Consider the following 12,750-nt stretch of genomic DNA (forward strand, 5'->3'; position numbering starts at 1 on the left):
CCGGGCAAGGTCGCGCACACCCGCCCACACCGCGCTGAACGCGAGGGTAGTTCCCGTCGGGGTCGGGGCGCGCGGCGTTTCCGCAGGGGCTCGGGTCGCGGTTCGCGCAAGGCCGTCCGGCAGTTCGACCACCCCACGGATGAACAGGGCCGATTCCGCCGCTCATCGGGGTGTCCGACGCGTACGGTGGGCCCCGCCATCGCGTCCCGTCCTGCGGGGTGGTGACGGATGAGGCGAGGGCGGTCGGGCACACCGCGCGGGTGGAAGGAGAAGCGGGATGACGGAGGCCACGGCGAACGAGCCGGACGAGCGGGTGCTGGGGCGCAGGTGGACGGTGCGGCTGGACCCCGTCGGCCGTGGCAGTACGGCGGTACGCGTCTCGTGCAGCCGTCCTTCCTGTGCCGAGCAGCGCCTGCCGTCGGCGGCGGCCGGGCGGGCGGCGGCGGTCGAGCACCTCAAGGCGCACCTGCGGAGCGTTCCCCGGCCCCGGGCGGAGGCGTACTGCGCCTGCCGGGCCGACAGTTGCCACACCCACCTCCGTCCCGAAGAACGGCAGGAGCGGGGCCGGCCGTGGCGGTGCGGCGGGGCGGTCGTCCTGGCCGTGGTCACCGACCGGGAAGGCCGTTGGTGGCGGGCCATGGAGTGCTGTTCCCGCTGCGTGGCGGCCACCCCCGGCGCGCGGACGGTCAGCTCCGCCGCGCCGGCCGACGCCCCGCCCGCGGGCACCGCGTCGGCATCCGCCCCGTCAGGATCCTCCCCGTCGGCCGCCCCACCGGGTGCCGTCGACCGCCCCCCGGTCGTCTCCCCCGTCGGCGCCCCGCAGTTCTCCTCCGCCGCTCTCCCGCCGGGGGCGACCGGCGCGCAGCAGGTGCCGGGGCCGCGCACGCGGCCGGTGCGGCGCCGGCACCCGTACGGGAGGATCGCGCAGCGGGACATCCCGTACGATCTGCGACCCACCGCCCTGCGCGACGAACTCGGCGCCCTCGGCGACCGTTTCCGCACGTACCAGCAGCGCCCGGAGCCCGACCTCGCGATCCTCGCCGACCTCCAGGAGCGCAAGGCCCGCGCCTTCACCGCCTGGGCCGAGGTCACGGGTGACCCCACTCTGCGGAGCGAGGCCGAACGCGCCGAGCAGGCCGCCGCCACCGCCCGCCTCCAGCACCAGCAGCGCACCGGCGAGAGCGCGGACGGCAGCGGGCCGACGGTGGCCCGGCTGCTGACCGCGCCGGCCCAGTGGGAACAGGCGCGCGCCGTCCTCGCGCACGTGGCCGGGCACGACCCCCTGCCCGACCCCGAGGCACGGCTCCTGGCGGTGATGGTGACCCTCCGTGCCGCCCTCACCGGCGTCGGCAACCTGGTCGGGCAGGACGTCGCCGCCCTGGGGCTGACCGACGCGCGGGGTCTGATCGAGAGGCTGACCGGCTGCGGCTGGCTGGTCGTCCCCGGAACGGCCGACGACCTGCTCGCCTCCCGGCCGGAGAACCCCACGCCCATCACGGTCCCGTCCCTGGTGCCCCCCGAGGACGGCCCCGGGCCCCTCGTGTTCGGCAAGAAGCTGCGGCCCCGGCTCTCCGGGTGGGCGCAGCGGATCGTCACGGACAAGAAGCTCCGCAAGGCCAAGGCCGGCGCGGCCACCCGGCTGCTCGCCCTGACCCTGGCCACCCGGGTGGGCCCCGACGGCCGACTCGGCGCGGGCGGCGAGGGCGTCGAGCTGGAGGCGCTCGTCGCCTGGTGCGGCCCGCTGGGTCCCGAGGGGCTGCGGGGCCTCGTCGACGAGCTCATCGCGGCGCAGTGGATCGACGAGGCCACCCTCACCGACACCCGCCTCACCGGCCGGCTGCACGAACGCGCCCTCCCGCTCACCTGCCCCCTGCCCTGACGGGCGGGGCCGTAGGGTCTGTCGTCGAACTCCTGTCGTTGCCCGCGGAGCAGGCAGGAGTTCGAGGACAGTCCCTACGCCGCCCCCGCGCCCGGGGTCGCCGCCGGGCCGGGCTCCCGCCGTCGGCGCGCGAGGAGCCCGCTGAGGCCGCGTCCGAGCGCCCAGAGCGCGGTGGCGTTGACCAGGGCGCAGGCCAGGACGACACCGTAGAACCCGAAACCGAGCCAGGCGTCGGACAGTTCGGCGCCGCCGCCCGCCAGGTCCGGCACGGCCTCGGGCATGGCCTCGGGCATCGCTTCCGGCAGCGCGACAGGGGCGGGCAGGGGCTCCGGCGGCACGGGGCCCGTGTGGACGGGCGGCGCGGCTTCCGCGGACCCGAGCGAGGCGGGATCGGGCACGATCAGCCCCAGGGCGAGGACGCTGAGCGGCGCGGTGGCCAGCAGCGGCCAGACACCGGCGAAGCCGGCGTCACCGGTGCGGACGAGGACGTCCACCCAGACCAGCAGCCCGACCACCAGGGCCAGGTATCCGGCCGGCACCCACACGTGCAGTCTTGCTCTTCGCGGTCCCACGACTCTCCCCCGTTCGTCCGTTACGACAGCCAGTATCGAAACGGCGGGGACGGCGCGCCTGAGTACGCCTACTCAACCGCGCGTGCGCACCCGCGCACCCGCCCACGCGCGCACCGACGCGGTCCGTGCTGCCGAAGCGGTACCGGCTCAGCAGGGGCGTGTGGAGCGAGTACCGCTCCGGCCTCAGGGTCATTCCGCTGCCCCGCCTCGCCCGGGTCGTCGAGGACCGCTTCCCGCGCGACGCCCGTGCGCGCGAGGGACACCTCGCCGAGGCCCGCCGGCTCCACAGCGCGGCCGTGGCCTCGCCTGCGGCCCTGCCGCCGCCCCGGACGGCCTCTCCGTCCCGGCCGATTGGCCGCGTGTGACATTCTGCGGTGATGCTCTTGAGTGATCAGGCCGGCAGTGTCGAGCTGCTCCCCCTGCGGTACCAGTTCTCCGCGACGCGGGGCGACGCGTACGACGACAACTGGCTGGTCATCGGCGGGCGGCTGACGACCCCCGAGGGCAGTTGGTCCTTCACCGACCCGTGTCTGCTGACCGACGAGGCCCGCCGGCTGGCGCCCTGGCTGCGCGCGGTGGCCGCCGGGACGGTGCCCGTGACGGAGCCGGACGACGACGGCGAGCTCTCCCCGGACACCTCCTTCATCGAGCCGGTGCTGGCCTTCAGCCTCGCCGGGCGGAGCGAGACGGAGGCCGTGATCCGCGTGCACCTGTCCTTGGAGGCCGCGCCCCCGTGGCGACAGGACGACGACGGCGTGGACATCTACCAGTACGCCGTGGAGGTGCGGATGGGCACGGCCGCGCTGCTGGAAGCCGCCGACCGGTGGGACCTCGCCCTGGCCCCCTTCCCGCCGCGCTGATCCGCGCCGATCCGTGCCGATCCGCGCACCTCCACGCGCCCTTGCCACGGCCGGCCCACCCGAACGATCCTCCAGGTGACGCGCCCGCGAACGATCCGAGGAGCCCACGTGACCCTCCCCACCCCCGAACCGCGCGGTACCGCAGCGCTGTTGGTCAACGCGCGCGGCGAGTACCTCCTGCACTTGCGGGACGCCAACAAGCCCCACATCTGCGACCCGGGTACGTGGTCGATCCCGGGCGGGAACCGTGAGGACGAGGAGTCCTGCCGCCAAGCCGTGGAACGCGAACTCCGCGAGGAGACCGGCCTGACGGTCCCGCTGGAGCCGCTCGCCGTCGTCGACGCCAAGGGCCCCACCGGCGGGGGCAGCCAGATCCAGGTGTACGTCGGCACCTGGGACGGGGACGCGAGCGGCCTTCCCTGCCCCGAGGGCATCATGTTCAAGTGGTTCCCCGCGGCCACCACCGTCTGGCTGACCATGTGCCCCTGGACGGCCCAGGTCATCGCCCTGCACCAGCAGACGGCCCCCGCCCCTGCCCTCACCCCCGTCCCCTCCTCCACTCCTCGCCCCGAAGCCCCGCCGGCCCGCGCCGGAGGGGGCCGGGCCCGCCCGAACGTGCTCGGCGTCCACCTCTACCTCCAGCGCGAGGACGGGCACGTCCTCCTCGGCCTGCGCCACCCGAGCCTCCCCTTCGCCGGCCGGACCTGGCACTTCCTCGCCGGCCACTGCGAGACGGAAGGGGCGTTGGCCTGCCTGGTCCGGGAAGCCGAGGAGGAGGCGGGCCTGACGATCGCCCCCGAGGACGTCGAACTCGTCCACACCGTCCACGTACGGGGTGCCGACGCCCACGCCGACGCCGAACGGCACCCCCGACTCCAACTCGTCTTCCGGGCCCGCGCGTGGTCGGGCACCCCGGAGGTCCGCGAGCCGGACAAGTGCCTGGAGTGGCGGTGGTTCGACCCGGCCCGCCTCCCCGAGCCCCTCGTCCCCTACACCCGGATCGCCCTCGACGGAATCCGCGCGGGCCGCGCCTACTCCGAGCTGGGCTGGTGACCCCGGAAGGGGCCACCCCGATCGGGCCGGCCGTACCTCTTCCCACCCTGCTCGGCGTGTTCGCGCACCCCGACGACGAGGCGCTCCTCGCCGGAGGGGTCCTCGCCCGGCACGCCGCCTCGGGCGCGCGGACCGCCGTCGTCACCGCCACCTGGGCCCCCGGTACCCACCGGGCCGCCGAACTGGCCGACGCCACCGCGATCCTGGGCGCCGGCCCGCCCCTGCTGCTGGGATACGCCGACCACCGCATCCCGCACTCCGCCCCCGGCCGGCCCCGGCTGTGCGACGCCCCGCCGGACGAGGTGATCGGGCTCCTCGTCGGGCACATCCGCGCGCTGCGGCCCGAGATCGTCGTCACCCACGACGCGTACGGGCAGCTCACCGGCCACCCGGACCACCGCCGCACCCACCGCCTCACGGCCCTCGCCTTCACCGCCTCGGGACTGGAGCACCTCTACCCGGACGCGGGAGAGCCCTGGCAGCCGAAGGCCCTGTACGCGGCGACGCACCCGCACTCCGCCGTCGCCGACCTGGGCCCGCTGCTCGCGGGCGTCGACAAGTCGGTCCTGAGCGTGCCGGACGGGATGGTCGACACGGCGGTGGACGTCCGACCGTGGCTCGACAGGAAGTGGGACGCGATCCTCGCGCACCGCAGCGAGGTCGCCAAGGCACGCCCCCTCCCCGCCCTGCTCTCCCGCCTTCCTCCCGAGGTCCGCGCCCGGATCATCGGCACGGAGTACTTCACCGCCGTCCACCGGGCCCGGGAACCGGGCGGCCGGCTCAACCGGCTGACGGCCGGGGGCGGGGCCGGTGCCGCGGCCGGGGCCGGTGCGTCGGACCGTACGGGCTGACCGGGTGCCTCCCACCCCGTATGCCCGTTCGGTTAGGCTTACCTGGCCTGGCGTGCAGGTTCGCGTTCCCCTGTCACAGGTGGCACGTGACACGTATGGATCGAAACGGCAGAGGCAGAGGCAGAGGAGGGCGCAGGTGAGGGTCGGTGACCGGGCTTGCGCCCGCCGGGGTGGGACGCCCACAGGGGCGACGGGCATCGTGGGTTCAGGCCCCCGGTCGGGAATGAGGCGTCGTGGATAAGATCGCGTTCACGGCCGGCGCGCTGTACTTCATAGTCCTGCTCCGGGCCGGTGGCACGTTCGCCGTCGGGTGGCTCGCCGGCGCCGGGGCCCGGCGCAGCCGGTTCGCCGAACGGATCTCCTCGGCCAAGTTCCAGCGCGCCGAGCGGGCGATCCAGCGGTGGGGCGCCCCGGTGGTGGCCGTCTCCTTCCTGACGATCGGCTTCCAGACCGCCGCCAACTTCCTCGCGGGCAGCATGCGCATGCCGTTGCGGCGCTACATCCCCGCCCTGGTGGTGGGCGGAGCCGCCTGGGCCCTGATCTACGCGACCGCGGGCATCGGCGTGCTCAAGGTGCTGGGACGGCTCTTCGCCGAGCACACGGCCCTCGGCGTCGCGGCCGTGGCCGCGCTCCTCCTCGCGGTGTGCGCGGTGGTGCTGTACCGCAGGAAGCGGGCGGCGTCCCCGTCCCCCGCCGAGGCGACGGCCAAGGCGACGGCCGAGCCCGCGACCGAGGAGTCCTGAGGGCACCCGTCCCGCGCTCAGGGCGTTTCGAGACCACGGCCACCACGGCCACCGCAGCCGCCACCGCCGCCACCGCCGCCACCGCCACCGCCACCGCCACCGCCGAGGAAGCGTTCCACGGTCTCGGTGAACCCCCGGGCGTCGTCCAGCCACGGGTAATGACCGGCGCCCGCCTGGACGGCGAGGCTCACCTGCGGGAAGAGCGACGCGGCGTCGGCGGCGGACGCGGCGGTGGGCCACAGGTCCACCTCGCCCGCGAGGAGCAGGACCGGGCATTCCAGGGCGCCCAGGCGGCGCCGGAGCCCCTCGGTGTCGGGCGTGTACCCCTTGTAGTAGTGCTCGCTGACCGCCAGGGCGCGCTGGGCCGGGTCGGACGCCGCGTGGGCGCGGGCCGTTTCGTCCCAGCGTCCGTACATCAGCGGTTCGAAGGCGAGCCGGTACGGGGCCGCCTCGGCGAAGGAGCGCGCGCTCTTCATGTGCCGGTACGCCGTCACGGCGTCGGCGTACCAGGGCTCGGCCGCGCGGGCGGCGATCACTGCCTCCGCGCCGGTGTCGGAGGGCTGTCCGACGGCGGCGAACGAGGGGGTGATCAGGGTCAGGCTGCGCAGCCGCTCGGGGTGGGCCGCGGCGTAGAGCATGGCGAGGCTGCCTCCGGCGGAGTGGCCGAGCAGGTCGACGCGGTCCAGGCCGAGGTGCTCGCGCAGTGCCTCGACGTCGGCGGTCAGGCGGTCGACCCGGTAGCCGGCCGGATCGTCGGGTATCGCGGAGGCCCCGGTGCCCCGGAGGTCGGGGAGGATCAGGGTGCGGTGGGCGGACAGGCCGCCGAGGTCGCCCAGGTACGCGGCGGCGCGGCCGGGGCCGCCGGGGAGGCAGAGCAGCGGCGGGCCGTCGCCGAGGGTGCGGAAGGCGAGCCGCGTCCCGTCGTACGCGGAGAAGTACGAGGGCGAGCGACCATGGCGGGAAGGGGTCGAGTGCGTGCCGGCGTTCTCGGTGGAGTGGATCATGTCGGACAGCCTGCCGGGCGGCGGCCGGCCCCGGCTACTGTTCAGCCACGGCTAAACGATCAGGGGCGGGGTGGTGGGCATGGCCGTGGAGATCCGGCTTTCGGCGGCCGAGGTGGCGCGGGTGCGGCTGGCGGTGTCGCCGCTGACCGAGACCGTGCTCGGGGTACGGGCCGCGCTCGCCGGGCACGGTCACGAGGTGCACCGGGCGTGGGTGCGCGAGGCGCGACCGGTACTGGCCGGGGAGCCGGAACTGCCGTTGCTGCGGACCCTGCTCGGGGGCTGCCTGCCGTCGTTCCTGTTCCCGGTGCCCGAGGAACGGCTGCCCGCGTTCGAGGCCGAGCTGGCGCGCGTATGCGCCATGGACGCGGCGTACGTGGAGGCCGAGTGCGTCGCCGCCGTGGGTTCCACCCGGGCGGCTGAACTGCCGCCCCCGGCCGAGCTGTTGGAGCGCGTGGCCGACGCACTGGCGCGCTGCCACGACCGGCTGGTGGCCCCGCACTGGGGGCGCATGCGGGCGGTGCTGGAGGCGGACGTGAGCCGGCGGGCGGTGGCGTTGGTCGACGGCGGGGTGGAGGAGCTCTTCGCGCAGTTGCACGGCGATGTGGTGTGGCGGGAGGGGGAGTTGGTCGTACGGGGACGGCGCCGCGCGGGCGGGACGTGGACGGTCGGGGCGGGCGGTCACGGGCTGGTGCTGATGCCGTGCGTGTTCGGCTGGCCGGACGTCATCGTCGACCACTCCCCCCGCGCCGCCGCCTCCATCCGCTACCCGGCGGCCGGCGTCGGGTTGCTGTGGGAACAGCCCAGGCCGACGTCCGCCGGCCTGGCGGCCGTCCTCGGTCGCACCCGGGCCGCGCTCCTCGCCGAGCTCGGGGAACCGCTCGCCACCCCGGACCTCGCCGCCCGTCTGGGGGTGACCGCGAGCGCGGTCTCCCAGCACCTGGGCGCCCTGCGCGGTGCGGGGCTGGTGACGACCCGCCGCACGGGCCGTACGGCCGTACACCTGCGTACCCGAACCGGTACGGCGCTCACGGCCGAGCCGCCCGCCTGACGCGAGGGGGCGCGACGGCTGCGGGGGCTATCGCGGAACCACGTCGAAGGCGACGGTCGTGCTCCCCTTCTGTCCCCAGTCGGTGGTGATGTCGGCCGTCAGGGTGTACGCGCCGACCTGGTCGAGGGTGTCGCCGAAGCTGAAGAGGGTGATGCTGGGCGGCCTGCACCGCTCGCTTTGGGCAAGCTGTACGACCTCACCGCCGCGTTTGACGGTCCACTGGACGTAACAGCCCCGGTCCAGTCGGCCTCCGGAGTCGTTCACGACGGTGTTGGCGCCGGGGTTGGACCGGGCCCGCCAGGTGGTCGGGCCCACCTTCCCGCTGGTCCCCATGTCGATGCGCACGATCAGGGGACCCGAGTGGGCGGGCGGTCGGGCCGCGGGGGTGGGTACGGCGGCCCGTCCGGGCGTCGAGGGCACGGATCGCGTCGGGCGGGTCTCCGGCTCGACGGTCTCCTCCTCCGGTTCGGGGAAGATCTCGACCGACCGGGTCCGGGTGGGTGACGGCCTCGACGTCGGCGTCGGCGGGGAATCGTCGGCGTCGGCCGGGGGTGCCGGGGCGGGCGCGGAGGCGGGTGCCGATCCCCCGGCTCTGGGCGGCGTATCGTCCGAGGAGAACAGGTCCTTTCCGGCGGCCAGGGCGCCGATGATCGTGGCGATCACGCCCAGGAAGATCAACACGGGGTGTTCGGTCAGTTTGCGCTGCGCACCACTCAAGGCGGCCTCCCTCTCCCCTTGGCCCGGCCGGCCTCCTGCCCCATGACCGTCGGGCCACCACTGTGCGCTGCCGACCTTAACGCTCCGTGGAACGCGCCGGTGGCCGAATGTGGAAGCCCGAACCCTCACGTGTAAGCCCTCGGGCGCGTCACGCGCCCCCGCCGACCCTCTCCTCCTCCAGCCCTTCGACTTCCTCGGCTTCCCAGCGCAGGAGTTCGCCGGGTTGGCAGTCGAGCACCTCGCAGAGGGCGGCGAGGGTGGTGAAGCGTACGGCCTTGGCGCGACCGTTCTTGAGTACCGCCAGGTTGGCGGGGGTGATGCCCACCCGGTCGGCGAGCTCGCCCACGGACATCTTCCGCCGGGCGAGCATCACGTCGATGTCGACGACGATCGGCATCAGATGACCTCGTCCAACTCGGCCCGCATCCGGGTGGCTTCGCCGTCGCGGTCGACGGCCTGGGCGAGGAGCGTCCGCAAGACGTGCACGATGAGCGCGACTCCGAGGATGGCCAGACCGATCCCGGCCATGATGACGGTGACGCCCGGGTCTTCCCGTTGGCCGGGCGCGTTGAGGGCGGTGACCACGAACCACAGGAGGGCGATCGCGACGATCGCCCCGATCACGCGGTCCACGTATCGGAACGCGGTACGGGAGAAGACGGTCCCTCGCCGCACCATCGTCACCAGCCGCCACACGCAGACCAGGGCGACCTGTACCGCCACCATGCCCAGGATCGTGATCACGCGCATCGGGGTCAGCGGGAGCGACCCGTCCTCCGGGTCGTTGCCCGAGATCACCATCCACGCCATCCCCGCCTGCACGCACACGGTGCCGACGAGCACCACCGCGAGCACGGCGCGCAACGCATGCACTGCCAGATTGCCCATGACTCACCCTTCCATCGATTTACGATACGAATCTATCGATTTTCGATAGGCGAAGCAAGGGCGGCCGCAGAAGCCGCATAACGGGCTCCCCCGCCCTCCACCGAAGCGCATCGAGCCCTCCAGCCCGTACCCCAACCGCATAATTCACACTTATCCGGTGAAAAGCGACGCACAGAACGGGGCCGTCAGACGCCGAACGCAAGACCCCCGGTATGGATCGACCCACACACCTCTCCCGGGCCCTCAGCCGGGCACCTGCGCCCTTCGCTGCCTCCCCGCGACGCCGAATTACGCAATTCGGGGCTCGTCACAGGTCGGGGAGACTCCGAACTCCGCGGATCAGCAGCAGTCCCACCAGTGAGCGAAGGGACGGTCCGGGCAGGCGCGGCACTCGAAGAGGTACACCGAGCCCAGGCTGCCGAGATCAAGACCCGTGGGGTCTACGGGGACGGCCCGACCGCCGTCCTCGTCCCGGTCCTCCAGCGGCAGCCAGATGTGCCACGAGCCTCCGTCGCATTCCCAGCTGGCCACGGTGAGCAGGTGGTCCATGCGGCCGCCGCATCCCTCGCAGTCCACCCACCCCTCCCCCGTGAACCAGGACGGATATCCGCCGAGTTTGGTGCCCGGTGCTTCGGCGAAGTCGGAGTACGCATGGGGCGGGATGGCCGCCTTCAGTCGGCGGAAGTCGTCCCGCCACTCGTCGGCCAGGTCTTCCGGCAGATCCCAGTTCGGGTATTCCGTCACCCGCTCCGGGTACACCACGCACGGCGCCGGAACCTGCCAACGGGTCGCAGCCGGATCCGTTGGCGGCGCCGGAAGCACGGCCTGGACGGCAGCGGAGTCGCGCCAGAACACCAGGGGCCACGGGGACGCGGGAAACTCGTGGGTGAACGGGCACCAGAGCACCTGCAAGACATCCGCGCCCTCGGGGAACGGCACCACGCCGGCCGGCAGGTCCGCGCGGAAGACCTGCACGACCGGCACCATCGGCACGCGTGAGCTGCTCGGCAGGCCGCTGCTCAAGTCCCGGTGCATTTGCGTACACACCGGCCAGTCCTCGTTCGCCGGCCACAGCAACGGGCCGCCGACGGAGCTCTCCGCAGACGACGGCGCACCCTGCCTCGGGTGCAGACGCACCGTGTCCCGCGCCCACGCGGCGAGCCCCGGAACCAACGCCTCCACGTCCACGGGACGCGGCGGCGTCCGCCGTTTCGCCACGTCCACACCAGGCACCGAATCCATCAGGTGATCATTCATACGCGGAACCCTGCCAGATGTGAGCCCACGGCTCTGCGGCGCGTCCCGTGGCCGCGACGGAGGGCTATCCGCTCGCTCGGGTCGAGCAGGGTTGCGCACGCAAGGCCGGCAGCCGAGCGACGTCCTCGGCTCCGGACAGATTCTCCCCCACTGACCCACACCGACCGGCCGTGTCAAGGGGGTTGGCCGCACTCCCGTCCGGGGGGCGGGCGCAATGATCTTCCGGCGGCATCCTGGCAGAGTCGTCAACGAGCAACCGACCGGCCCGCGCGGGCCGAAAGACGACCAGGGGGAACACTCATGTACCGCAAGCGCATAGCCGCCACGCTCCTACTCGCCGCCACCACCATCGGGGCACTCGCTCCCGTGGCAGCCGCCCGCCCGGTCGACCCCGTACAGCGGCAGTTGGACCTGCTCGTCAACCGCGACGACGTTCCGGGCGCCCTGGCCTACGACGGCAGGACGACGCGCACCGCCGGTGTCGCGGACAGGGAGTCGGGCCGCCCCATGGTCGACGCTCAGGGTCGGATCCGGTTGGCCAGCAACACCAAGGCGTTCACCGCGGCGGCCGTGATGCGCCTGGTGGCGGACGGACGCGTACGCCTCGACGACCGCGCCGGCCGCTACGTGCCGCAGCTCGCCGAACGCGACATCACCGTCCGGCAGTTGCTCAAGCAGACCAGCGGACTCCCGGAGTACACCGGCCTGGTCGACTGGACCCGTGCCGGAACCTCCGAGGAGTACCTCGCCCTCGCCCTCAAGGAGAAGCCCCTCTTCGAGCCCGGAACCGACTGGGGGTACTCCAACACCAACTACCTGGCGCTCGGCATGGTGATCGACAAGGCGTCGGGGGTCGGCTTCCGCACGTACGTCGAGCGCACGATCCTGCGCCCGCTGCGCCTGGACGACACGTACTGGCCTGCGCCCGGGGAGATGTCCCTGCGCGGACCGCACGCCCGCAACTACGGCATCCACCCCGCCGCCCCGGAGGCGGGCCGCGTGGACGTGACCGAGCTTCCCGGGTACGAGTTCGGCGCGTCCGGCGGCCTCGTCTCCACCCCCAAGGACCTCAACGCCTTCTGGGACGGCCTGTTCGGCGGGCGCATCCTCCCCGACTGGGCGGTGAAGCAGATGACGCGGGACACCACCGCGATCGGTGGCCGCGACGTCTACCCGGCGGGCAGCCAGTACGGATACGGCATCGCCTCCATCCCGCTCAGCTGCGGCGGCGTCTACTGGGGGCACGGCGGCGACCTGCCCGGCAACTCGGTCGGCGGGGGCCGGGCCACGGCGGGCCGCGGCACCGTGACGGTCTACACCACGACCTGGGCGGCCGAGGGCGCGAGCCTGCGCCACCTCCAGGGAGCCGTGGACGCGGCCCTGTGCGCGAAGCGCCGCTGACCGGCGCCGCTGATCACACCGCCCCCTGAGAATGGAACCGCGGCCGGCCCACCCCGACACCGGATCGTCGTGAGCCGGCCCGCGACCACTACGAAGGAAGGGGACGCACCCGTGGGTGTGTACGTGTCGGTCAGGGGATGGTTGGAGTGCGACGAGCGGCAACTGGCCGCCGCCCGGGAGATCATCGCCTCCCATCAGGACGACCTCTACTCCCACGGGTGGGCCACCCCCGCCCGGCACGTCAACTGGACGCACTACCTCTTCTACGGAGCCGACATCAGAGCGTCGGCCGTCGACTGGCTCCTCGACCAGATCCGAGAGATCGCGCGGATCCCGGCCTCCGACGAAGACGGCGACCGCGTCACGGGGCTGTTCCTCGCCACGCACGAATCCGACGGCACCGCCGAGTGGCAGGTCCGCGAAGGCCGACTCTCCATCGCGCCGGGCGACATCAGGCACCGCTACCTCGACAGCTAG

15 protein-coding genes are annotated in these 12,750 nt (G+C 73.6%); 9 read left to right on the forward strand and 6 right to left on the reverse strand.

Annotated features, from left to right (window positions below):
• Positions 1-277: 277 nt before the first annotated feature.
• Complete coding sequence (locus AB0D01_RS24980) at positions 278-1,879, forward strand: hypothetical protein (protein ID WP_363058848.1); 1,602 nt, start codon at positions 278-280, stop codon at positions 1,877-1,879.
• A gap of 74 nt (positions 1,880-1,953) precedes the next feature.
• On the opposite strand, the gene AB0D01_RS24985 is transcribed toward AB0D01_RS24980, so the two are convergent.
• Positions 1,954-2,451, reverse strand: coding sequence for a hypothetical protein (locus tag AB0D01_RS24985; protein ID WP_363058850.1), 498 nt, complete (start codon positions 2,449-2,451; stop codon positions 1,954-1,956).
• Positions 2,452-2,576: 125 nt separating this feature from the next.
• Between AB0D01_RS24985 and AB0D01_RS24990 the strand changes: the two genes are divergently transcribed.
• The 5 genes from AB0D01_RS24990 (at position 2,577) to AB0D01_RS25010 (ending at position 5,958) form a co-directional block, all read left to right on the forward strand.
• Positions 2,577-2,816 carry a hypothetical protein gene (locus AB0D01_RS24990; RefSeq protein WP_363058852.1) on the forward strand — a complete coding sequence of 80 codons (240 nt, stop codon included), beginning with the start codon at positions 2,577-2,579 and terminating at the stop codon, positions 2,814-2,816.
• A gap of 12 nt (positions 2,817-2,828) precedes the next feature.
• On the forward strand, positions 2,829-3,311 hold the full coding sequence (locus AB0D01_RS24995) for a hypothetical protein (protein ID WP_363058853.1): 483 nt from the start codon (positions 2,829-2,831) through the stop codon (positions 3,309-3,311).
• A gap of 108 nt (positions 3,312-3,419) precedes the next feature.
• On the forward strand, positions 3,420-4,364 hold the full coding sequence (locus AB0D01_RS25000) for an NUDIX domain-containing protein (protein WP_363058855.1): 945 nt from the start codon (positions 3,420-3,422) through the stop codon (positions 4,362-4,364).
• Between the two features lie 56 nt (positions 4,365-4,420).
• Entirely contained in the window at positions 4,421-5,215 is a 795-nt protein-coding gene (locus AB0D01_RS25005; protein ID WP_363058857.1) for a PIG-L family deacetylase, read from the forward strand.
• A 233-nt stretch (positions 5,216-5,448) separates the two neighbouring features.
• On the forward strand, positions 5,449-5,958 hold the full coding sequence (locus tag AB0D01_RS25010; RefSeq protein WP_363058859.1) for a VTT domain-containing protein: 510 nt from the start codon (positions 5,449-5,451) through the stop codon (positions 5,956-5,958).
• 17 nt (positions 5,959-5,975) lie between these two features.
• Here AB0D01_RS25010 and AB0D01_RS25015 read toward each other — a convergent pair whose 3' ends face one another.
• Positions 5,976-6,962, reverse strand: coding sequence for an alpha/beta hydrolase (locus AB0D01_RS25015; RefSeq protein ID WP_363058861.1), 987 nt, complete (start codon positions 6,960-6,962; stop codon positions 5,976-5,978).
• Between the two features lie 79 nt (positions 6,963-7,041).
• Between AB0D01_RS25015 and AB0D01_RS25020 the strand changes: the two genes are divergently transcribed.
• A complete protein-coding gene (locus tag AB0D01_RS25020) occupies positions 7,042-8,010 on the forward strand; it encodes a DUF5937 family protein (RefSeq protein ID WP_363058863.1) in 969 nt (322 codons plus the stop codon).
• Positions 8,011-8,037: 27 nt separating this feature from the next.
• On the opposite strand, the gene AB0D01_RS25025 is transcribed toward AB0D01_RS25020, so the two are convergent.
• The 4 genes from AB0D01_RS25025 to AB0D01_RS25040 all read right to left on the reverse strand — a co-directional run bounded on the left by AB0D01_RS25025 (position 8,038) and on the right by AB0D01_RS25040 (position 10,608).
• Positions 8,038-8,727 (reverse strand): hypothetical protein, encoded by a 690-nt coding sequence (locus tag AB0D01_RS25025; RefSeq protein WP_363058865.1) that lies wholly within the window; start codon positions 8,725-8,727, stop codon positions 8,038-8,040.
• A 148-nt stretch (positions 8,728-8,875) separates the two neighbouring features.
• Positions 8,876-9,124 carry a helix-turn-helix transcriptional regulator gene (locus AB0D01_RS25030; RefSeq protein ID WP_363058867.1) on the reverse strand — a complete coding sequence of 83 codons (249 nt, stop codon included), beginning with the start codon at positions 9,122-9,124 and terminating at the stop codon, positions 8,876-8,878.
• Positions 9,124-9,615, reverse strand: coding sequence for a DUF2975 domain-containing protein (locus AB0D01_RS25035; RefSeq protein WP_363058869.1), 492 nt, complete (start codon positions 9,613-9,615; stop codon positions 9,124-9,126). Before AB0D01_RS25035 ends, AB0D01_RS25030 begins: the two co-directional genes overlap by 1 nt.
• 339 nt (positions 9,616-9,954) lie before the next feature.
• A complete protein-coding gene (locus AB0D01_RS25040) occupies positions 9,955-10,608 on the reverse strand; it encodes a DUF1963 domain-containing protein (protein ID WP_363058871.1) in 654 nt (217 codons plus the stop codon).
• Between the two features lie 564 nt (positions 10,609-11,172).
• Here AB0D01_RS25040 and AB0D01_RS25045 point away from each other — a divergent pair.
• Both AB0D01_RS25045 and AB0D01_RS25050 read left to right on the forward strand, forming a co-directional pair.
• On the forward strand, positions 11,173-12,273 hold the full coding sequence (locus tag AB0D01_RS25045; RefSeq protein WP_363058873.1) for a serine hydrolase domain-containing protein: 1,101 nt from the start codon (positions 11,173-11,175) through the stop codon (positions 12,271-12,273).
• Positions 12,274-12,384: 111 nt separating this feature from the next.
• Complete coding sequence (locus tag AB0D01_RS25050) at positions 12,385-12,750, forward strand: hypothetical protein (protein ID WP_363058875.1); 366 nt, start codon at positions 12,385-12,387, stop codon at positions 12,748-12,750.

The organism is Streptomyces sp. NPDC048606 (assembly GCF_040650855.1).
GTDB lineage: Bacteria > Actinomycetota > Actinomycetes > Streptomycetales > Streptomycetaceae > Streptomyces.